Raw genomic sequence first — 20,179 nt, forward strand, 5'->3', positions numbered from 1 at the left:
CCCCCGCGAGCGGGGCCGGAGTGCCGCCGGGCCGGGCCCGCCGGCCTCCCGGCTCAGCCCATACCGGGGCCGGCCGTGCCGGAGAGCGCCTCCAGGTCGCTCTTGCGGACCCTGATCACCAGCCCCGCGGTGACCAGCGCCAGGACGGCCATGGCGGCGGCGGGGATGAACGCCGTCGAGATGCCCTGGGCCAGCACTTCGTGGCCCCAGGGGGCGGGCAGCTGATGCGTCTGGGCGAACTCGGCCTGCTGCTGCGGCGTCGCCTCGGCCAGGAAGCTCGGCATCTGCTTCTCCGCCTCGTCCCTGCTGGCCGTGCCGAACACCGTGGTCAGCAGGGCCAGCCCCACCGAGCCGCCGACCTGCTGGGTCGCGTTGAGCAGCCCGGAGGCGGCACCGGCCTCGTGCTGCGCCACACCGGAGACGGCGGTGAGCGTCAGCGTCACGAAGTTCAGGCCCATGCCGAAGCCGAAGATCAGCATCGGGCCGAGGACACCGCCGGCATAGGAGCTGTCGGAGCTGACCAGGCTCTGCCAGGCGAGGCCCAGCGCCGCGAGCGTCGTGCCGACCAGCATGAACGGCTTGGGGCCGAACACCGGCAGGAAGCGCTGCGACAGCCCCGCGCCGAGCGCGATGACGACTGTCACGGGCAGGAAGGCCAGACCCGCTTCGATCGGGCTGTAGCCGAGCACGTTCTGCACGAAGAGAACGATGTAGAAGAACATGCCGAACATCGCCGCGGCCAGGCTCAGCATGATCACATACGTGCCGGACCGGTTGCGGTCGGCGAACATCCGCAGCGGCGTGATCGGTTCCCTGGCGCGGCTCTCGATGAGGGCGAATGCCGCCAGCAGCACCGCAGCCGCGGCGAAGGAGCCGATGGTCAGGTTGTCCCGCCAGCCCTCGTCGGCCGCCCGGATGAAGCCGTAGACGAGCGACGCCATACCGGCCGTCGAGGTCACCGCGCCCGCGACGTCGAAGCGGCCGGTGTGCCGCTCGGACTCGTCGATGTACAGCGGGGTGAGCACGGCGATCAGGACACCGATCGGCACGTTGACGAAGAGCACCCATCGCCAGTCGAGCCACTCGGTGAGCATGCCGCCGGCGAGGAGTCCGATGGCGCCGCCGCCCGCCGAGACGGCCGCGAAGATGCCGAACGCCCGGTTGCGTTCGGGGCCTTCGCGGAACGTGGTGGTGATGAGCGCGAGGGCGGTGGGTGACGCGATGGCGCCGCCCATGCCCTGCAGGACTCGTGCGGCCAGCAGGTGCCACGGTTCCTGGGCGAGTCCGCCGAGCAGCGAGGCGACGGTGAACAGCACGATGCCGGTCATGAAGACCTTGCGGCGCCCGAGGATGTCCCCGGCCCGCCCGCCGAGCAGCAGCAGGCCGCCGAAGGTCAGGGTGTAGGCGCTGACCACCCACGTCAGATTGGTCGTGGAGAAGTCCAGAGCGGACTGGATGTGGGGCAGAGCGATGTTCACGATCGTGGCATCGAGCACCACCATCAGCTGGCAGGCGGCGATGACCGTGAGGGCGATGCCGGAATGTGAGGAGCGTGCGGCCCGGCCCGGCGACGTGGGCACGGGCTCTGTCTTGATCTGGTCGTGCGTCACGGACTGGTCCCCCAGACATGAAGTAGTGAACGCATGTGTTCACTAAAGGGGACCATAGCGAGTGGCCCTTAGTGAACACAAGCGTTCTCTGCGGTGGGGGGCGAGGTCGCTCGGGCGGGAGCGTCTTCGGCGCGGTTGCGGCGATGAGTCCCCCAACTCGGGTGGGGGCGGCGCGCCTTCACATGTGTCACACAACGCGGCCAAGCACGCGGCGGGGGAGCGGGTGGAGATCACGCTGGACTTCGGTGCCGACGCCGTACACCTCAGGGTGGAGAACACCACCCCGCGCCACACTCTGCCGGACGCGGACCACGTGCCCGGCTACGGGCTGACGGGGATGCGGGAGCGGATCGCACTGGTCGGCGGCACACTCACCGCGACCAGGAAGGACGGGGGCAGATCCTGGGTGGTCTCGGCCGAGGTGCCCGCCTGAGAGTCAGAACTCGATCTTGGCCGGCAGACCGGCCAGTGACGTCGTGCCGTCCAGCAGCCATGGTCCGACGTTGCCCATCTGGCTGAGCAAGAGCCCCAGCAGCACGCAGAGGACGGCATGGCTGAGCTTCAGGGTGCCGCCCCGCCAGATGAAGAAGATGATGACTCCGAGTAACAGCAGGACGATGACAGAGATGGCCATATTGGTTCCTCTTCATGGGGATATCGACGCGCTTGCAGTGGAACGGCACTGAGACGGCCGCCCCTGGGCCCGGAGATGGAGACAAGGGTGGAGTCGGTGGCAGCCGGCCGGGCGGACACCGCCGGGGTTGTCCCGCCCCGGTGGCGGCGCGGAGGATGGCGGTGGGGCGACGTCGGCACCACCGTCCCGGCGCGCCCACCGCCCTCCTGGTCGCGAACCGGCGGAGGGGGTGTCACCATGACCCGATCCAGCCAGTGAACGTCGGCGTTCACTGTTGCGCCGGCGGTCGAAGTACCGGACAGTAAACGCAGGCGTTCACCGAGTGTCCGCCCGGTACGTCCCCCTCAGGTACCGGACGGGCCGTCCCCGATCCCCGCAAAACCCGCTTGATCTGCTCGTTGGAGAGAGTCAGATGGTTACTTCGAGCTGGGCGACCGCCCACGCTCAGACGGCCCCCTCCCGTCGCCGCGGTGCCGTGCTGGAACGCGCGATCCTCGACGCCGCTCTGGAACAGCTCAGCACGGTCGGCTGGAACGGCCTGACGATGGAGGGCGTCGCCTCCGCCGCGCAGACCGGCAAGGCCGCCGTCTACCGCCGCTGGCCCTCCAAGGAGGACCTGGTCGCCGACGCCCTGCGGGCCGGGCTGCCGCAGCTCGCCGCGGCTCCGGACCTGGGCAGCGTGCGCGAGGAGTTGCTGGAGCTCTGCCGGCGGGCGCGGGACGCGATGTACTCGCCGCCCGGAGCGGCCCTGCGGGCGGTGATTCACGAATGTGACGCCGCGCAGGCCGAACGCTTCCACGGGGTGATCTTCAAGGGGCTGGTGGAACCGGTCATCGGGCTGCTGCGCGACGCGATCGAGCGGGGGATCGAGCGAGGAGAGGTACGGCCCGACGCGGCGAACGGCTACGTCTTCGACGCCGTCCCGGCGATGATGATGTACCGCTCGAAGGTGTGCGGGAGCGAATGGCCGGACGCCGATATCGAGGGGATGATCGACCAGTTGATGATGCCGCTGCTGCGGCCGTAGAGGTTCTGAACCGGTGTTGCGGAGGTCGTGATGTCACACCGGGAACCGGCCTGTCGTCCGCCGTTCCCCGCGGCGTACGCTAAGCACGCCATGCCGTACGAACCACCCACTCACACCGTCGAGCGCTCACTGCGCGCCACGACCGGGGCGAAGATCATTGCAGGCATCGACGAGGTGGGCCGCGGTGCGTGGGCCGGGCCGGTCACTGTCTGCGCGGCGATCACCGGACTGCGCCGGCCCCCCGAGGGACTCACCGACTCCAAGCTCCTGCCGATCAAGCGGCGCACCGAACTCGCAGAGACGCTGCGGTCGTGGGTGACGGCATACGCCCTGGGCCACGCCTCCCCCCAGGAGATCGACGACCTCGGTATGACGGCCGCGCTGCGGCTGGCGGCGGTCCGGGCCCTCGAGGGACTGCCGGTCCGTCCGGACGCCGTGATACTCGACGGCAAGCACGACTACCTGGGCGCTCCCTGGCGGGTCCGTACGGTCATCAAGGGCGACCAGTCGTGCGTGGCCGTCGCGGCGGCTTCGGTGATCGCCAAGGTCCAGCGCGACAAAATGATGGCCGAACTGGGCGTCGACCATGCAGACTTCGGTTTCGCGGACAACGCCGGGTATCCGTCGCCCGTGCACCGGGCCGCGCTGGAGGTTCGGGGACCCACCCCGCACCACCGGTTGTCCTGGGCGTATCTTGATGCGCTGCCCCAGTGGCGGCACCTCAAGAAGGTCCGCACCGTGGCGAACGGAAGCGTTCCGGAGATCGAGGGTCAGCTCGGCTTCGATTTCTGACGGTTCCGCTCGCACGCAAGTGCCACCCGGCGGTGCCAGCCGTACCAACGTTTGATAAAAATCAGCTCATGCCTCTCATTCCCGAGGAGCCTCAGATTCACGAGAGTGCCCAGGGTCCCCGCGCCACACCGGCCAGCGGCCGCACCGCGCCGACCCCCCGCCCCGTACCCGGTCCCCGCCCTGCGGCTCCGTCGCGTCCCGGCGGACGTCCCGGCCCTCTGAGGCCCACGCCGCCCGCCCAACGGTCTCCGCGTGACGCCGCCGCCGCTCCCAAGCCCGGCCCGAAGCCCGGTCCGAAGGCTCCGGCCGCCGCGGCGGCCACGCCGCAGATCCAGCTGATCCCGGCTTCGGCCCAGGGGGCGCTCGACGCCGCCGAGGAAGCCGTGGACCTGCTCCTGGACTCGGGCCGCGCCCCCGGTGACGTGCTGGTCATCACCACCGGCGAGCAGCACCCGTGGGCCGCCCACGAGCTGTCCTTCGGAGAGGACTCCTACTGGGGTCAGCACGACGCGGGCGACGACGTCTTCTACGCGGACGCCGCCGTCGCCGACCGCGCCGCCGAGCGGCCGGTCGTCGTGGTCGCCGTCAACGGCGGCACGGAGGCCGCTGCCGCCTCCGCCCTGTCCCTCGCGCACTCCAAGGCCGGCTCCCTGCTGATCGTCTGCGGCGACCCGAAGCGCATCAACTCGGTGCTGGGCGCGGGCGTCTGAGCGGACCGCCTTCCGCCCACGGCGGGCGGAAGGGCCGCCCGCAGGGGGCTGTGCTCGGGTCAGGGGCAGTTCGGCGGCTTACGTTCCCGGTGCACGGGCGGTGAGCGGCGGGGCCGGGCGGGCGGACGGTACGAGCCGCCTCGCACGCACGGGAACGGCAGGGGAAGCCACCAGGGGCGGTGAACTGCTCAGCGGGCGGGCCTGGCGTCCTGCTCAGCAGTCAGCCCGGCGCACTGCTCAGCGGGCGGGCCTGGCGTCCTGCTCAGCAGTCAGCCCGGCGCACTGTTCAGCGGGCGGGCCTGGCGTCCTGCTCAGCAGTCAGCCCGGCGCACTGTTCAGCGGGCCGCTGCGCGGCGGAGGACCTCTGATGCCGCGCCACCGGCGCGCGGTATTCGGGGCGGGGCCTCCGACGTGGCGAACGGCTCCGGTGCCGAGTCGGCGCTGGGGCGGCGTCCGCCGCGGCCCTCGCCCAGCACCTGCCAGCCGTCACGGGTGAGCGTGATGTACGCCCCGCAGCGCAGTCCGTGCAGCGTGCAGGCGTCCCGCAGCCCCCACATCCACGCGCCGTCCTCCTCCGTCCACCGCGCGTCCCCGTCACGGCAGTACATCAGGACCGCGGTGCGCACGGGGGTGCGGCGGCGCAGATCGTGCGGGATCACACGGCGCAACTGGGCGAGCAGCGCGTTGCGGAACATCCAGCCGTCCGCCGGTGCGGGTCGCCGGGTGAACGAGGCGCTCGCCCGCAGACGCTCGTCCGGATCGAGCACGGCGACGACCGCGGTCGCCGGCGAGGGACGGTGCCGGGCGTGCAGTCCGCTGACCACCTCACGCGGGTTGCGCAGCAGGGGAATTCCCGCGGCGGCCCACTCCGCGGGTTCGAGCACACGAGTGGCGGAAGCGGCGGGCGTCGACAAGGAAGCCGCCGAGGACGGAGCGAATCCGAAGGTCACGGTCCTCCCTTCGGCTACGCCCACACTGCGGGCGGGTTGGATTCGGGGGAGCGCGCACGCAACTGAGCCCTACCGGAGCGGCAGACGAGCCGTGCGGGTGCTGCCTTCAATTCTTCCTGTCGAACTTGGATGCGGCAACGAGCAATTGAGGCGGCAGACCGCTATGTGGCGTTGAGCGCCTTATATCCCCGGAAGGGGAATGACCGGGTCACGCACGAGGCGTTCGAGCACGACACGTTCGTACGGCACATGGACGCGCGGCGTCCAGAGCCGTGCGCGGAGAGTTCCGGCATCTTCCCGCCGGGCGGCACACCCTCAGCCCTGCACGGCCAGCACCAGCGGCAGGACGCCCGCGGCACCGGCCCGCCTGAGCAGCCGCGTCGCCACCGCGAGGGTCCAGCCCGTCTCCGTGTAATCGTCCACGAGAAGAACAGGGCCCGGCGCGTCTGCGAGCGTCGCCGCGAGTGCGGGCGGCACGGTCAGCGCTCCGTCGAGGGCCTTCAGACGCTGCGCGCTGTTGCTGCGGGAGGCCTGGTGCGGGCGCGCGTCATCCGTGTACTCCACGGTGCCCAGCAGTGGCAGACGTCCGACCTCCGCGATGCGCGCGCCGAGCGAATGGATCAGCTGGGGCCGGGTGTGCGAGGCGACGGTGACCACGCCGACCGGCCGGGGCGGGGCATCCGGTTCTCCGGAGGCCCAGCCGCCGGGACCCTTGGCCCAGTCGGCCAGCACGCCCACCACGGCGCGGGCCACGTCGTCGGGGACCGGCCCGTCCGGTGCCTGGGCGGCGAGCATGGGGCGCAGCCGGTTGCCCCAGCCGATGTCCGACAGCCGGCCCAGGGCCCGCCCCTGCGCCGCCTGTTCGGCTGCGGGGATGCGGCCCTTGAGGTCCATGCCGATCGCCGGGAGGCCGGTGGGCCACATGCGCCGGGGCTCCACCTCGACACCCGCCCTGCCGAGGTCGTCGCGGGCGGCGGCCAGCGTGCCCGCGGACGTCTCGGCGGTGTGCCGGGGGCCGGCGCAGTTGTCGCAGCGGCCGCAGGGCTTGGCCGTCTCGTCGTCCAACTGCCGCTGCAGGAACTCCATCCGGCAGCCGGCGGTCTCCGCGTACTCGCGCATCGCCTGCTGCTCGGCCTTGCGCTGGCGGGCCACCCACGCATACCGCTCGGCGTCGTACGTCCACGGCTGCCCCGTGGCGATCCAGCCGCCCTTGACCCGGCGCACCGCCCCGTCCACGTCCAGGACCTTCAGCATCGTCTCCAGCCGGGAACGGCGCAGTTCGACCAGGGGCTCGAGGGCGGGAAGCGACAGGGGCCGGTCCGCGCCCGCGAGGATGTCGAGCGTGCGGCGCACCAGCTCCTCGGAGGGGAAGGCGAGAGAGGCGAAGTACTCCCAGATCGCCTCGTCCTCCTTGCCCGGGAGCAGCAGGACCTCGGCGTGACGGACGCCGCGCCCGGCACGGCCGACCTGCTGGTAGTAGGCGATGGGGGAGGACGGTGAGCCGAGGTGGACCACGAAGCCGAGGTCGGGTTTGTCGAAGCCCATGCCGAGCGCGGAGGTGGCCACCAGGGCCTTCACCTTGTTGGCGAGCAGATCCTCCTCGGCCTGCTGCCGGTCCGCGTTCTCCGTCTTGCCGGTGTAGGAGGCCACGGTGTGGCCGCGCTGCCGCAGAAACGCCGTCACTTCCTCGGCGGCGGCCACGGTGAGGGTGTAGATGATGCCCGAGCCCGGCAGTTCGTCCAGGTGATCGGCGAGCCAGGCCATCCGGTGGGCGGCGTCCGGCAGGCGCAGCACGCCCAGGCTGAGGCTCTCGCGGTCGAGCGGGCCCCGCAGTACCAGGGCGTCCGAGCTGCCGCCGGTGCCGAGTTGCTCGGCGACGTCCGCGGTCACCCGCGCGTTGGCGGTGGCGGTGGTGGCCAGCACGGGCACGCCGGGCGGGAGGTCACCGAGCATGGTGCGCAGCCGGCGGTAGTCCGGGCGGAAGTCGTGACCCCAGTCGGAGATGCAGTGGGCCTCGTCCACCACGAGCAGGCCGGTCGTGGCGGCCAGTTCGGGCAGCACCTCGTCGCGGAACTCGGGGTTGTTCAGCCGCTCGGGGCTCACCAGCAGGACGTCCACGTGACCGGCGGTGATCTCGCCCTTGACGGCGTCCCACTCCTCGATGTTGGAGGAGTTGATCGTCCGGGCGTGGATCCCGGCTCTGGCCGCGGCCTCCACCTGGTTGCGCATCAGCGCCAGCAACGGGGAGACGATCACGGTGGGACCGCTGCCCTGCGCGCGCAGCAGGGACGTGGCCACGAAGTAGACCGCGGACTTGCCCCAGCCGGTGCGCTGGACGACCAGGGCCCGGCGCCTGTTCGCGACCAGTGCCTCGATGGCCCGCCACTGGTCCTCACGCAGCCGTGCCTCGCCCGAGGTGTCCCCGACGAGACGGGCGAGGACGGCATCGGCGGCTGCCCGGAGATCCGTGTTGCTGGTGCGCTCCATGCGCTCCATACAACAGGACGGCAGTGACAGCCGGGGATGTGGGAGCGAAGGGGCAGGTCAGAGGTGTTGTGACGTGTTCCTGGCGGGAGTTGTCCACAGGCAGAACCGGAAGATTGCATTCCGCGAGATCGTTCTCGCATGACGAAGCACAGCGAAACGACCGGAAGCTCCAAAAGCGGCGACAGCGTGACGAACGCCGGCATCGTGAGGAACGAGGACCTCGGGGCGAACGGGGGGAGCAGCGACGGCGACGACAACGGGGCCAACGGTGGGAGCAGCCACGGCAACGACATCGCCGGGAACGACGGAGCCACCGCCGACCGCGATACCGCTGGGCGGTGCTCGCACGGAGACGCACCGGGCGAGCGCGCGGACGACCGCGGGGGTTCGGCCGGCGATCCCGTCCCCCTCGTCGACGGGCCCGCCTGCACCGCCTATGTCGGCCACGGTGAGGAGCAGCAGGTCACCCTGCGCACGCCGGCGGAGCTCGCCGACGCCCTGCCCTATCTGCTCGGGTACCGGCCGGAGGACAGCATCGTCCTGGTGGCCCTGCACGACAAGGACGGGCGCGGCCGGTTCGGCGGCCGGGCGCGGCTCGGCATCCCGGCCAACGCGGACGACTGGCCGGCCGCGGCAAGGCAGCTGGCCCACGGACTGATCACCGGCAGCGAACGCCGGGGATACCGCCCCGAGCAGATCGTCGCCTTCCTCTGCCAGGAGCCCACCGCGGGCGAATCCGGCCGGCGGGTCAAGGACCGGCTCCGGCCGCTCGCCCAGGCCCTGCGCCTGGAGTGCGGAGGGCTCGACGTGCCGGTGGTGGAGGCCCTGTGCATCTCCGACGGCCGCTTCTGGTCCTACTGCTGCGACAACCAGGTCTGCTGCCCGGCGGAGGGCACGCCCATGGGCCTGCCCGGTACATCGGTGCTGGCCGCCGCGGCGGCCTACGCCGGACTCCAGGTGCGCGGAACGCTCCGCGAGCTGCGCGCCAGGCTGCTCCCCTGGGACAAGCCCGCCGCCCAGGAGCAGGAAGTCGCCCTGGACACGGCAGGACTGACGCTGATCCCCAGGATTCTCGACCCCGAGGGGCGCCGCGAGGTCGCCGAGGAGACGCTGCGGCTGGCCGAGCGGATCATGGGCCGATTCGCCGAGGCCCCGCTCGTGACCAGCCCCCTCGACGCGGATCTGCGGGACGACGAGCTGATCACCCATGACGAGGCCGCGACGCTGATCCTCGGACTGCAGGACCGCACGACCCGCGATCGCGCGGCCGAATGGATGGAGGGGGAGAGCGCGGGGCACGCCCTCCGACTGTGGCGGGCGCTTGCGCGGCGCTGCGTCGGCCCCTACGCCGAGCACGCGGCGGCACCGCTCACCCTGGCCGGCTGGGTCGCCTGGTCCACCGGTGACGAACTCGAAGCCAGGGAAGCCCTCGCCATGGCCCTGGGCGCCGATCCCGAATACCTGTTCGCCCGCCTGCTGCACCAGGCCTGCAACGAGGGCCTCGACCCGGAGTCCGTCCGCCGGTGCCTCCGCGCGGAGCGCCTGAACCGTGAGCGGTCGCAGACCGATCCGCCCGCCCGTGTCCCGCAGCAGACCTCCGCGCATCGTCGCCCCCGCAGCGATAGCCCCACCGCCACAGACAGCCGTTCGACGAGTCGATCGCGGAGGAAGGCGGGGCGCAGGGAAGGGGTGGGTCCGGGAGCGCGGATTCCGCGTCAGCGCGGCTCGGCGTCGGCGGACCGTACGCGTCCTGGTGGCGGGGCGGAACGCAGCAGGCGCCCGGAGAGTGTGCGGGGCATCCGGAGCAGGAAAGAAGGCACGCGCCAGGGCGGTGCGGAGAACCGGGACGGGGGACGTGAGTGAGGAGCGAGCAGAGCCCAGGGCTGGGCACAGTGGTCCGGGCACGGCTGCGGGCCGAGCCGGTCGGGGCATCCGGGGCGGCGAGCGAAGGGCAGCGTCGAGGCTGGTGTTCGCAGGGTCGCCGCCGGCAACGGGCCTGGGCGGGGTGGCTGAAACGGACGGCGAGCTTCCCGGGGGGCCGCGGAGCGGCCGGCGGGGTGGTGTGGCGGTCACCCGGCCGCGGGCGTGACCTGGGGCGTGCCGTGGCCGTTCGCCTGAGTGGCAGAACGCCTGCACGAGGCGCGATGCCGTGCAGCCCCTGTTCGCTCGGAGCCCTTCGACGGCGCGTGCGGTCAGGGCGACCGGAGCACACAGAAAGCCGTCCCATGCACCAGCCGAGTCCGCCCCGGCCCTTGGCCGACGACGACCGCTCCTTCGAGGCCGGCCACGCCGCTCAGACCAGGACCCCTGCCGGTTCACGGCCCGGCACGGCCGACACCCTCGGCTCCTCGTCACCGTCAACCAGCCCGACGGACCGGGCAGCCGCCCCGCCGCCCACCGGCGCACCGGCAACCGGCGCCACGCCTCGCCGACCGGAGTCCCGCCCGCCGGGTGCGCCCATCCACGGTGGCCCGGGTGCTGCCCGCCCCGTCGGCGAACTGCCGCCCGCGCACAAGGTCCTGACCTGCGTCGCACTGCCCGGGCTCGCCATCTCGGCGGAGGACGGTCAGCTGACCGGTCGCGGACTGGAGGGCTTCTACCGGGCCGGGCGGCGTCTGCTCTCGCGCTGTCAGCTCCGCATCGGCGGCAGAGAACCGCTCGCGCTGCAGGCAGGGATGATCGCCGCCGACCGCGCCCGCTTCACGGGAACCCTGCGCACCACCCCGCACGCGAGCCCGGACCCCGACCTCCTCGTCGAACGCGTCCGCTCGGCGGACGGCACGGAACGGATCACCCTGCACAGCGCGGCAGCGCGCCCGCTGCGCCTGCCCGTCGAGGTGGCCCTCGGCACCGACCTCGCCGACCTCGGAGCAATCGCGGCGGGGCGCGCGGGACCGGAGCTGCCCGCCGGGGTCCACGACTCCGGTCTGCGCTGGACCGGCGGCCGGGCAGCCGCCGCGGTCACGGCCGATCCCCCTCCCTCCGACGCGTTCGCCTCGGCCGGACTGCTGCGCTGGGAACTCGAGGTGCCGCCCGGCGGCAGCGCGGGCATCGAATTGCGGGTGCGGATGCAGGGGGAGGCGCCCCTGCGCGCCGTGAGCCACGCTGCCAACAGCCCGTTGGCGCCGGCCCGGGCAGCGGGGGACGACCCACGGGTCCCAGCCCTGCTGCGGACGAGCATCGAGGACCTCCGGGCGCTGCTGCTGCGGGACCCGGTGCGACCCACGGACGTCTGTGCGGCGGCCGGTGCGCCCTGGCGGTGCGGGCCGGCACCGGCGGACGCACTCGCCGCGGCGCGCATGGCGCTCCCGCTCGGCACCGGCCTCGCCGCGGGCACGCTGCGCTCCCTCGCCCGCACCCAGATCACCGGCCCCGGTCACCAGTCCGGCATGATCCCCGGCCCCCGCCGCGACGCCGGGCCGTATCTCCCACCCAGTTGCACCGGCGCGGAGGCCACCCTGCTGTTCCCCGTGCTGCTGGCCGAGGCCCGCCGCTGGGGTCTGCCCGAGCGCGAGACACAGGAGCTGCTGCCCGCCGCCGAACGCTGCCTGGCCTGGCTGCGGAACACGGTGGGTGACGGCGTCTACGTGCCCGACCCACGCCCGGACGGCCCCCTCCGCAGCGAGACGCAGGCCCACGCCCATCGCGCCGCGGTCCTCGGAGCCGACCTCCTCGACGCCTGCGGCAGACCGGGCGCGGACGCACTCCGGCAGTGGGCGGGCGCACTCCGGCAGGCGTTCCGCGAGGACTTCCGGGTCGACGACCCGGGCGGCGGACGACCTGCGGCGGCGCGCAATCCCGACGGCACCCTCGTGCCGCACCTGGGCGGCTGGGCCGTGCACCTCCTCGACACCGGCCTGCTGGGGGGCGGCGAACTCGCCCCGGGCCTCTGCGACAAGCAGCAGACCGAGCACCTGGCCCGGCTCCTCGGTAGTCCCGCGATGGACACGGGGTGGGGGCTGCGCGGACTGGCCGCGAAGGAGCCGGGCCACAACCCCTTCGGCCACCGCGCCGGTGCCGTGCGCGTCCACGAGACCGCACTCGCCGTCGCCGGGCTCGCCGCCACCGGCCACGAACGCGAGGCGGCCTCGCTGCTGCGAGGGGTGCTCGGAGCGGCGGAGGCGTTCGGACACCGGCTGCCCGAGATGTACGCCGGTCGGCGGCGCACGCAGGACAGCGCTCCGCTCCCGCACCCGGCCGCCTGCCGCCCCGCCGCGACGGCCGCCGCCGCGGGCCTCCTGCTGCTCACCACGCTCGCGGGACTCCGCCCGGACGCCCCGGCCAGGACGGTCACCCTCCGCCCGATGCCCAGCGCTCCACTGGGCGAGATCGTCCTCACCGGACTGCGGGTGGCCGGCGCACCCTTCTCCGTACGCGTCAGCCGGCTCGGGATGGCCATGGTCGAGGAGGCAGCGGAGGGACTCCAACTGGGAGCGTGACCTGGCCAGGGCCATGATCGAGCGGCTCCGGGCCACCGCCGGCCGGGTCACGGCGGACCGATGTGGATCAGCCAGGGAAGCGACCGGCGAAGGGAGTGTTTATCGTCAGGCAGACGACTATGATCGCGACATGCCCTACGACCCGTCAGCCTTTCCGCCCTTCGCCGTCACCGTGGACCTGGTCGTGCTGACCGTGCGCCGTCACTCCCTGTGTGCGCTGGCGGTGCGCAGGGGTGAGCCGCCGTTCCAGGGGCGCTGGGCGCTGCCGGGCGGCTTCGTGAGGGCCGACGAGGACCTGGCCCAGGCGGCGGCACGTGAGCTGGCCGAGGAGACCGGGCTGCGGGTCCACGACCCGGCCGTCCCCACTCAGGACCACGGGGCACATCTCGAGCAGCTCGCCACCTACGGCGACCCCAAGCGGGACCCGCGGATGCGTGTGGTCAGCGTCGCGCATCTGGTGCTCGCCCCGGACCTGCCCGCGCCGCGCGCCGGGGGCGACGCCAGCAACGCGCGCTGGGCGCCGGTCGAAGAGCTGCTGCAGCAGGGCGGGTACGGCCGGGACGGCGAGCCGGTCGCGCCGCTGGCCTTCGACCACGCCCAGATCCTGGCCGACGGTGTGGAGCGCGCCCGTTCCAAGATCGAGTACTCGTCCCTGGCGACCGCCTTCTGCCCGCCCGAGTTCACCGTGGGCGAGCTGCGCCGGGTCTACGAGGCGGTCTGGGGAGTGGCCCTCGACCCGCGCAACTTCCATCGGAAGGTGACCGGGACACCTGGGTTCCTCGTGCCCACCGGCGGTACGACCACCCGGCAGGGCGGCCGCCCCGCCCAGCTCTTCCGGGCCGGCGGAGCGACCCTGCTCAACCCGCCGATGCTGCGCCCCGAGGTGTGACGGCACCGCTCTGAGCGGTCAGGGCCGCTTCGCCTCTGCGGACGTGCACGTACGCCACACCCACACCCGTCCCGCCCCGAAGGCACGCGCACCGGCAGACAGGGCGCACTCCGAGGCCGGCCCCGGCAGGCCCGGTGATTCCCGGAAAATCCGATTTGGCGCGCTATCTTGCTTCGGATGATCCAGGCCATCGGACTGACCAGCAACCCCCGCAAAGAGCTGCCGCCCGCAGTCGACGACGTCTCCTTCGAGGCGCCCGCGGGGCGTGTGACCGTGCTGCTCGGAGCACCGGGCGCCGGCAAGACGACGGCGCTGCGACTCATGCTCGAGCTGCAACCCGGCCGTGGCATCACCTACTTCAGAGGCCGCCCGCTGCACCGCATCGACCACCCCGCTCGAGAGGTCGGCGTACTGCTCGGTGATGTGCCGGGGCACCCGGCCCGCACCGTGCGGGGTCATCTGCGCATGCTGTGCGCCGCCGCGGGGCTGCCCGCCCGCCGGGCCGACGATGTGCTGGAGACGATGGGCCTGGTGAGCCTGCGCGACGAACGGCTCGGCACCCTCTCCCGCGGCCTCAACCGCCGGCTCGGCCTGGCCTGCGCACTGCTGGCGGACCCGCACACGCTGGTCCTCGACGATTTCGCGCACGGGCTCTCCGTCCGCGAGAACCGCTCGCTGTACGGCGTCGTGCGGACGTACGCGGAGCAGGGCGGCACGGTTCTGTGCACCACGGCCGACCCCAAGGAGGCGGCGCGGATCTCGGACCGGGTGATCACCCTGGAGCAGGGGAGGGTGGTCGCCGACCAGGCGACCGCGGACTTCGCGCGCACGCGGCTCCGTCCCCGCGTCGCGGTGCGCAGCCCCCACGCCGCCCGCCTCTCGGCCCTGCTCACCAAGGAGGCCCGGGCCGCGCGGCGTTCGGTCGAGGTCGTACAGGAGGGCGGCAACCGTCTCTCCGTCTACGGCAGCAGCTGCGCCGCCGTCGGCGAGACGGCGTTCCGGCACGGCATCGTGGTGCATCAACTCGCTGACGAGGTCGGAGACATGGGCCCGGGCGCCACGGCCGCACCACCCGAGACGTCCGCCTCACCGGCCGTCCATGCCGTGACCGAGGAAGCCGCCGGTGCGGTCGCCACCACCACTGCCCCCGTCGACGCCCCCACCGCGACCCCCGTTTACGCCGCTGCCACCGCCACCACCTCCGAAACGGATGCCGACGCCTCCGGCCCGGTTGCCCGCGCCCTCGAAACCGAAGTCCTCGCCCCCGCACTCGCCACCCCCGCACTCGCCACCCCCGCACTCGCCACACCTGCCGAGGCCCCCGCCGAACCTCCTGCGCGCGCCGCCGCCCCGCCGCCCCCAGCGACAAGCTCCAGCAGCACCCCACTCCAAGACGAAGACGCCCCCGGCGCCCCCGGCGCCCCCGATTCATCCCCAGCCCTCGCCCCCGCCCCGACCGCGCTCTCCGAGCTCCCGCCCCCCATCACCGTCCGCCCCGCGCCCAGCCCGCTGCGGCCGCTGCGGTACGAGATCCGGCGGGCGACCGGCATCGGCACCGGATTCGGCATCGGGGCCGCGGTCCTGATCGCCTCCGTGCTCACCGCCGTGCTCTCGGCGCGGCTCGGGCACACTCCGCAGCCGCGGCTGCTGGCCGCCTGGCCGCGGCAGCTGCCGTTGCCGCCCGCGGCGCTCGGGGCGGGGCTGCTCGGCGCGCTGGCCTTCGGTGACGAGTTCCGTCACCCCGCCCTGGCGGCCGACCGCGGCACCGTGCCCCGGCGGCTAGGGCTGCTGACCGCCAAGCTCCTGGTGGCTTCCCTGATCGCCCTGCTGCTCGCCGTGCTGACCGTCGGCTGCGACGCCGAGGTGCTCTATCTCGTCTACGGGGGCGAGCTCGTCGAGGTGCCGGACGACTGGCTCGCGCTCGGTGCCAGCTGGCTCGGGCTGGTGACCGGCTGCGCCTGGGCCGGGGTGCTGGCCGCGGGGGTCTTCCGGTCCACCACGGCGGGGCTGGCCGCGGTGCTCGCCGTGCCGCTGCTCGTGGTTCCCCTCGTGCAGTGGATGTCACGGGGGTCGTCGGTGCGCGCGGCGGCCGGGTTCCCGGCACGGGTGCGGGAGCTGTTCCCGCTCGGGTGGCCCTTCGGCGGGGAGCGCTACCTCGAGGGTGTTCTGCGGCTGGTCGCTCAACCCGTGGGTGGGGCAATGGCGTTGTCGGTGGCCGCGCTGCTGTGCGCATATCTGCTCACAAATCTGCGCAGCAGGGTCCGATGACGAACGTCCATGCCGATATCGGTTCGCCCGTGCGCACAACTTCCCGGGGAAAGCCCATTTCTTTCCGATAAGGCGTCAATTGCGACGGCGTGAGCGATCACCCTTTCGTGTGCTTTTCACCAAAGCCCTCAAGGGAGTTGGAACCGGCGCCGACAAAGGATGCGTGAGTACCCTTGCGCACACCATGATGACCGCCGCCCGCTCCGCAGACTCCGGCCTCGCGAGCCCGGGCGAACTCGACCGCTACCCCTTTGAGGAGGCGCCCGCCGTCGACCGCGGCGGGGCACCCGTCTGGGACGGCGCGGACCCGGATCTGGGCCGGGTGAGCCGGCGGGCCGCGGGCAGCCGCGGCCGCGGACTGCACGGCCAACTCGTCCAGCAGCTGGGACAGATGATCGTCTCGGGCGACCTGGGCGCCGACCGCCCCCTGGTGCCCGAGGAGATCGGCCAGCGCTTCGAGGTCTCCCGCACCGTCGTCCGCGAGTCGCTCCGCGTCCTGGAGGCCAAGGGCCTGGTCAGCGCCCGCCCCAATGTCGGCACGCGGGTGCGCCCCGTCAGCGACTGGAACCTGCTGGACCCGGACATCATCGAGTGGCGGGCCTTCGGGCCGCAGCGCGACGACCAGCGCCGTGAGCTGAGCGAGCTGCGCTGGACGATCGAGCCCCTGGCCGCCCGCGTGGCCGCCGGACACGGGCGCGAGGACGTGCAGCAGCGGCTGTCCGCCATGGTCGACATCATGAGCCACGCCATCGCCCAGAGCGACGGGCTCACCTTCGCGCGCGCCGACTCCGAGTTCCACTCCCTGCTGATCCAGGTCGCCGGCAACCGCATGCTCGAGCACCTGTCCGGCATCGTCTCCGCCGCGCTGCAGGTCTCAGGCGGTCCGGTCACCGGCTGTGAGCGGCCGAACGAGACCTCGGTGGCGCACCACGGCCGGATCGTGGACGCCCTCGCGAGCGGCGACGGCGCGGCGGCCGAGGCGGCCATGCGCCAGCTCCTCACGGTCCACCCCGACGTGGAACGCGTGGTGCCCGCTCCGCGCGAGCACTGACGGCGTTCCGCCTGCGGCCCCGCCGGGCGTTGCCATCCCCCTCCTGTGGCAACGCCCGGTCGCCGGGCCGTCCCCCTGTCGGACCCCGCGGGATCCTCGGCGATCCGGCGGGGTCCGGCAGTGAGGGGGAGCCCGCAGCGGACAAGCGGATGGGCTCGGGGTGTCCCGCAGCGGACAGGGGTCGGGTGTCCGGCAGCGGGTAGGGGTTGGATGTGAAGTGACCGAGGGATGAGCCGGGCAGGCGCGGGACGACCCCGGGGGCCGGAAACCGCCGCGCACCGGGGCGCCGAGCGTCGCGGGGACGACGGCCGGCCGGGCCGCTCCGGGACCGCACCCGCCCGCAGCGGCGTGACGGCCTCGACCACCAGTGGCCGTAATTGTCCCCTTATGACAAGTTATGGGCACTTATGGGATGTGACTCGGGCCACGCGGAATGGGCGTAACGCTCCTGGAAGGAACGCGATGACCTAAGAGGTGACAGCCGCGGAGGGAATACGGACGCCGTTCATGGCGCTGTGCTTCTCCCCGGCGCCCGCCCGCGCCGTCGGCCCATCCCCAAGCCGGCGGTCGGCTCCTGCCCACGGTGGGCAGAGCCGGAAGCCGTTTTCCAACGTTCCGAGAGGTTGTTCGTGTCGGCCAGCACATCCCGTACGCTCCCGCCGGAGATCGCCGAGTCCGTCTCTGTCATGGCGCTCATTGAGCGGGGAAAGGCTGAGGGGCAGATCGCCGGCGATGACGTGCGTCGGGCCTTCGAAGCTGACCAGATTCCGGCCACTCAGTGGAAGAACGTACTGCGCAGCCTCAACCAGATCCTCGAGGAAGAGGGTGTGACGCTGATGGTCAGTGCCGCAGAGCCCAAGCGGACCCGAAAGAGCGTCGCAGCGAAGAGTCCGGCCAAGCGCACCGCCACCAAGAAGACGGTAGCGGCGAAGGCGTCGTCCACCCGCAAGGCCACCGCCACCGCCACGCCCGCAGCGGAGTCCGCCGCCGAGCCGGCCGCCGAGGAGAAGGCACCCGCCAAGAAGACGGCTGCCAAGAAGACCACCGCCAAGAAGGCGGCCACCAAGAAGACCGCGGCCAAGAAGACGGCTGCCAAGAAGACCGCGGCGAAGAAGGACGACGTCGAGCTGGTCGACGACGAGGTCCTCGAGGACACCAAGGTCGCCGAGGAGCCCGAGAGCGCCGAGACCGCCGGCTTCGTGCTCTCCGACGAGGACGAGGACGACGCGCCCGCCCAGCAGGTCGCCGCCGCCGGTGCCACCGCCGACCCGGTCAAGGACTACCTCAAGCAGATCGGCAAGGTCCCCCTGCTCAACGCCGAGCAGGAGGTGGAGCTGGCCAAGCGCATCGAGGCGGGTCTGTTCGCCGAGGACAAGCTGGCCAACTCCGACAAGCTGGCGCCGAAGCTCAAGCGCGAGCTCGAGATCATCGCCGAGGACGGCCGGCGCGCCAAGAACCACCTGCTGGAGGCCAACCTCCGTCTTGTGGTCTCCCTGGCCAAGCGCTACACCGGCCGCGGCATGCTCTTCCTGGATCTGATCCAGGAGGGCAACCTCGGTCTGATCCGCGCGGTCGAGAAGTTCGACTACACCAAGGGCTACAAGTTCTCCACGTACGCCACCTGGTGGATCCGTCAGGCGATCACCCGCGCGATGGCCGACCAGGCCCGCACCATCCGTATCCCGGTGCACATGGTCGAGGTCATCAACAAGCTCGCCCGTGTGCAGCGCCAGATGCTCCAGGACCTGGGCCGCGAGCCCACCCCGGAGGAGCTGGCCAAGGAGCTCGACATGACCCCGGAGAAGGTCATCGAGGTCCAGAAGTACGGCCGCGAGCCGATCTCCCTGCACACCCCGCTGGGCGAGGACGGCGACAGCGAGTTCGGTGACCTCATCGAGGACTCCGAGGCCGTCGTCCCGGCCGACGCGGTGAGCTTCACGCTGCTGCAGGAGCAGCTGCACTCGGTGCTCGACACCCTGTCCGAGCGCGAGGCGGGCGTTGTCTCCATGCGCTTCGGTCTCACCGACGGTCAGCCGAAGACCCTCGACGAGATCGGCAAGGTGTACGGCGTGACGCGTGAGCGCATCCGCCAGATCGAGTCGAAGACGATGTCGAAGCTGCGCCACCCCTCGCGCTCGCAGGTGCTGCGCGACTACCTCGACTAGTCACCGGCCCGTCACCGACCGCGACTGCCCCGACCGGCCGGCGACCGGTCACCGGTCGCTCGCAACGACTCAAGGCCCGGCACCCCGTTCAGGCGGGGCTGCCGGGCCTTCGTCGTGCCCTCGCGCGGGTGCGGGGCCGGGCACAGTGGATCACGCTGGGTGTCCAATGACCACCCCAGTGTGAGGAGTGTGCATGCGACGTCGTCTTGCCCGGGCCCTGGTCCGGCCCTTGGTACTCGCAGCCGCCGCGGCCACGACGCCGCTGGCCTCGGCCTCTCCGGCGGTCGCCGACAGCATCGTCGTCGGGGGGTTCCCGGTCGACGTCTCTCAGAGCCCGTGGACGGTCGCGCTGTCCAGCCGTGACCTGTTCGGAGGTACGCGCGCAGGCCAGTTCTGCGGGGGAGTGGCGGTCGGCCCGAGCACCGTGCTCACCGCGGCCCACTGCATGGACGAGAGCGTCCTCGGCGCGAAGCCCACGCAGATCCGGGACCTCAGGGTCATAGCCGGGCGCAGCGAGCTGCTGTCGGACAAGGGCCGGGAGATACCCGTGAGCTCGGTGTGGGTGAATCCCGGCTACGACGGGGTCGGCAACTCGGGTGACTTCGCGGTGCTCACCCTGGCCGAGAAGCTTCCCTCCGGATCCGTCATAGGGATGGCCCGCGGGGGCGACCCGGCGTACCGGGCGTACACGCCCGCGACGGTCTACGGATGGGGGGACACCACGGGCGGCGGCAGCTATGCGGGCAGCCTGCACGCGGCACGGGTGCACGTTCTGCCGGACGCCCTGTGCGAGAAGGCGTACCCGGGCGGGGTCAGCGGCAGCTACCACGCCGGGACGATGCTCTGCGCCGGTGAGGAGAAGGGCGGCCGGGACGCCTGTCAGGGGGACAGCGGGGGGCCGCTGGTGGCGCAGGGGCGGCTGATAGGGCTGGTGTCCTGGGGGAGCGGCTGCGGCTGGGCCGGCAGCCCGGGCGTCTACACCCGCATCTCCGACGTCCTGCGGACGCTCGGCTGGGGGTGAGGCCCACAGCAGCGGGGCAGGGCGCCGACGCGCGGCGAGGAACGCCGGCACACTCACAAAGGGCCCTCAGAGGGCTCCGCAGCCCTGAAGGCGTACGGCGACCGCCTCGAGGGCGTCAGGGGGACGAGCGCATGAC

The 20,179-nt window shown here is 72.5% G+C and carries 15 protein-coding genes; 11 read left to right on the forward strand and 4 right to left on the reverse strand.

What is annotated here, in order from left to right:
• Positions 1-53 precede the first annotated feature (53 nt).
• Complete coding sequence (locus ABD207_RS21530) at positions 54-1,580, reverse strand: MFS transporter (RefSeq protein WP_344014794.1); 1,527 nt, start codon at positions 1,578-1,580, stop codon at positions 54-56.
• A gap of 214 nt (positions 1,581-1,794) precedes the next feature.
• On the opposite strand from ABD207_RS21530, the gene ABD207_RS21535 reads away from it, so the two are divergent.
• Positions 1,795-2,043 carry an ATP-binding protein gene (locus ABD207_RS21535; RefSeq protein ID WP_344014729.1) on the forward strand — a complete coding sequence of 83 codons (249 nt, stop codon included), beginning with the start codon at positions 1,795-1,797 and terminating at the stop codon, positions 2,041-2,043.
• A 3-nt stretch (positions 2,044-2,046) separates the two neighbouring features.
• Here the strand turns inward: ABD207_RS21535 and ABD207_RS21540 are convergent, their stop codons facing one another.
• Entirely contained in the window at positions 2,047-2,244 is a 198-nt protein-coding gene (locus tag ABD207_RS21540) for a hypothetical protein (protein ID WP_344014730.1), read from the reverse strand.
• Between the two features lie 412 nt (positions 2,245-2,656).
• On the opposite strand from ABD207_RS21540, the gene ABD207_RS21545 reads away from it, so the two are divergent.
• The 3 genes from ABD207_RS21545 (at position 2,657) to ABD207_RS21555 (ending at position 4,773) form a co-directional block, all read left to right on the forward strand.
• Entirely contained in the window at positions 2,657-3,271 is a 615-nt protein-coding gene (locus ABD207_RS21545; protein ID WP_344014731.1) for a TetR/AcrR family transcriptional regulator, read from the forward strand.
• 90 nt (positions 3,272-3,361) lie between these two features.
• Positions 3,362-4,063, forward strand: coding sequence for a ribonuclease HII (locus ABD207_RS21550; protein WP_344014732.1), 702 nt, complete (start codon positions 3,362-3,364; stop codon positions 4,061-4,063).
• 68 nt (positions 4,064-4,131) lie between these two features.
• Positions 4,132-4,773 carry a hypothetical protein gene (locus ABD207_RS21555; protein ID WP_344014734.1) on the forward strand — a complete coding sequence of 214 codons (642 nt, stop codon included), beginning with the start codon at positions 4,132-4,134 and terminating at the stop codon, positions 4,771-4,773.
• A gap of 335 nt (positions 4,774-5,108) precedes the next feature.
• On the opposite strand, the gene ABD207_RS21560 is transcribed toward ABD207_RS21555, so the two are convergent.
• Positions 5,109-5,723 carry a hypothetical protein gene (locus ABD207_RS21560; RefSeq protein WP_344014735.1) on the reverse strand — a complete coding sequence of 205 codons (615 nt, stop codon included), beginning with the start codon at positions 5,721-5,723 and terminating at the stop codon, positions 5,109-5,111.
• Positions 5,724-6,038: 315 nt separating this feature from the next.
• The gene (locus ABD207_RS21565; protein WP_344014736.1) at positions 6,039-8,210 is read right to left on the reverse strand and encodes a RecQ family ATP-dependent DNA helicase; all 2,172 of its coding nucleotides are present in this window, start codon (positions 8,208-8,210) and stop codon (positions 6,039-6,041) included.
• Between the two features lie 138 nt (positions 8,211-8,348).
• Here ABD207_RS21565 and ABD207_RS21570 point away from each other — a divergent pair, with 138 nt between their 5' ends.
• From ABD207_RS21570 to ABD207_RS21600, 7 genes are all read left to right on the forward strand, one after another.
• A complete protein-coding gene (locus ABD207_RS21570; RefSeq protein ID WP_344014738.1) occupies positions 8,349-10,073 on the forward strand; it encodes a DUF4192 domain-containing protein in 1,725 nt (574 codons plus the stop codon).
• 362 nt (positions 10,074-10,435) lie between these two features.
• Positions 10,436-12,649 (forward strand): glycogen debranching N-terminal domain-containing protein, encoded by a 2,214-nt coding sequence (locus ABD207_RS21575; protein ID WP_344014739.1) that lies wholly within the window; start codon positions 10,436-10,438, stop codon positions 12,647-12,649.
• A 130-nt stretch (positions 12,650-12,779) separates the two neighbouring features.
• The gene (locus tag ABD207_RS21580) at positions 12,780-13,538 is read left to right on the forward strand and encodes an NUDIX hydrolase (RefSeq protein WP_344014740.1); all 759 of its coding nucleotides are present in this window, start codon (positions 12,780-12,782) and stop codon (positions 13,536-13,538) included.
• Between the two features lie 177 nt (positions 13,539-13,715).
• Positions 13,716-15,806 carry an ABC transporter ATP-binding protein gene (locus ABD207_RS21585; RefSeq protein WP_344014741.1) on the forward strand — a complete coding sequence of 697 codons (2,091 nt, stop codon included), beginning with the start codon at positions 13,716-13,718 and terminating at the stop codon, positions 15,804-15,806.
• Positions 15,807-15,969: 163 nt separating this feature from the next.
• A complete protein-coding gene (locus tag ABD207_RS21590) occupies positions 15,970-16,857 on the forward strand; it encodes a FadR/GntR family transcriptional regulator (protein ID WP_344014742.1) in 888 nt (295 codons plus the stop codon).
• 629 nt (positions 16,858-17,486) lie between these two features.
• The gene (locus ABD207_RS21595; protein ID WP_344014743.1) at positions 17,487-19,022 is read left to right on the forward strand and encodes an RNA polymerase sigma factor; all 1,536 of its coding nucleotides are present in this window, start codon (positions 17,487-17,489) and stop codon (positions 19,020-19,022) included.
• A 193-nt stretch (positions 19,023-19,215) separates the two neighbouring features.
• Positions 19,216-20,043 (forward strand): S1 family peptidase, encoded by an 828-nt coding sequence (locus tag ABD207_RS21600; protein ID WP_344014744.1) that lies wholly within the window; start codon positions 19,216-19,218, stop codon positions 20,041-20,043.
• Positions 20,044-20,179: the final 136 nt, after the last annotated feature.

Origin of the sequence: Streptomyces thermospinosisporus (assembly GCF_039526425.1) — a bacterium.
Taxonomy (GTDB): domain Bacteria; phylum Actinomycetota; class Actinomycetes; order Streptomycetales; family Streptomycetaceae; genus Streptomyces; species Streptomyces thermocarboxydovorans.

Excerpts from the sequence above, each read along its gene's own strand:
- ABD207_RS21555 (WP_344014734.1), top strand. The coding sequence starts at position 4,132 with ATGCCTCTCATTCCCGAGGAGCCTCAGATTCACGAGAGTGCCCAGGGT.
- ABD207_RS21575 (WP_344014739.1), top strand. The coding sequence starts at position 10,436 with ATGCACCAGCCGAGTCCGCCCCGGCCCTTGGCCGACGACGACCGCTCC.
- ABD207_RS21545 (WP_344014731.1), top strand. The coding sequence starts at position 2,657 with ATGGTTACTTCGAGCTGGGCGACCGCCCACGCTCAGACGGCCCCCTCC.
- ABD207_RS21580 (WP_344014740.1), top strand. The coding sequence starts at position 12,780 with ATGCCCTACGACCCGTCAGCCTTTCCGCCCTTCGCCGTCACCGTGGAC.
- ABD207_RS21600 (WP_344014744.1), top strand. The coding sequence starts at position 19,216 with ATGCGACGTCGTCTTGCCCGGGCCCTGGTCCGGCCCTTGGTACTCGCA.
- ABD207_RS21585 (WP_344014741.1), top strand. The coding sequence starts at position 13,716 with ATGATCCAGGCCATCGGACTGACCAGCAACCCCCGCAAAGAGCTGCCG.
- ABD207_RS21565 (WP_344014736.1), bottom strand. The coding sequence starts at position 8,210 with ATGGAGCGCACCAGCAACACGGATCTCCGGGCAGCCGCCGATGCCGTC.
- ABD207_RS21540 (WP_344014730.1), bottom strand. The coding sequence starts at position 2,244 with ATGGCCATCTCTGTCATCGTCCTGCTGTTACTCGGAGTCATCATCTTC.
- ABD207_RS21550 (WP_344014732.1), top strand. The coding sequence starts at position 3,362 with ATGCCGTACGAACCACCCACTCACACCGTCGAGCGCTCACTGCGCGCC.
- ABD207_RS21570 (WP_344014738.1), top strand. The coding sequence starts at position 8,349 with ATGACGAAGCACAGCGAAACGACCGGAAGCTCCAAAAGCGGCGACAGC.